Raw genomic sequence first — 598 nt, 5'->3', positions numbered from 1 at the left:
AATAAATATTTATACATTTTTTCCGGTTTTGCAAATTGATGTTGCCAATAGTTAACAAGCAGTTCAAAAATATCAAAACCTTTTATTTCAAGCCCAAGTTCTTTTGCACAGGCAATTTCAAAAGAGCCTCCGCCAAAAAATGGGGATATAACACGCTTTAATTTATTTGGTAAAAGCTCCACTATATAACCGACAGCAAGCGTTTTTCCGCCCGCATAACGTAGTGGAGTCCCGGTATATCGTTTGTATTTATTGCCAGAACTGCGCAGTTCTTCAAGAAATGCCTTTTTCCGTTGTTGAAAAGACGGTCTTGTGACAACATCATAACAAACTTCATGTTTGTCCGCGCCAGAACCCATTATAATGATAACTTTATCAGCGTCTTTAGCCCCGTAGTAATCAAATATATGATACTGGCGTCCTGTAATTTTTGCGAGCTTATCCATTTCTTTTTGAACAATCTCGGGAACTTTTTCGTAATACTTGTTAACGCCTTCGCGCCCCTGGAAATATGTGTCGGGGTTTTGGGCTGTTCCTCGAATAGTTGGGCTTTCGGGGGTAAGACCTCGTTTGCGATGCTCTGCGACAAGATCATCAT

At 40.1% G+C, this 598-nt stretch carries 1 protein-coding gene; it reads right to left on the bottom strand.

Going from position 1 to position 598, the window contains the following annotated elements:
- The coding region (locus tag ACYVTD_RS15590) for a DNA adenine methylase (protein WP_461248612.1) at positions 1-598 on the bottom strand (598 nt) is incomplete at both ends.

This window comes from Treponema sp. R6D11, from assembly GCF_054786075.1.
The sequence above is the reverse complement of the archived record's forward strand: the minus strand, read 5'-3'. Positions and strand labels throughout refer to the sequence as shown.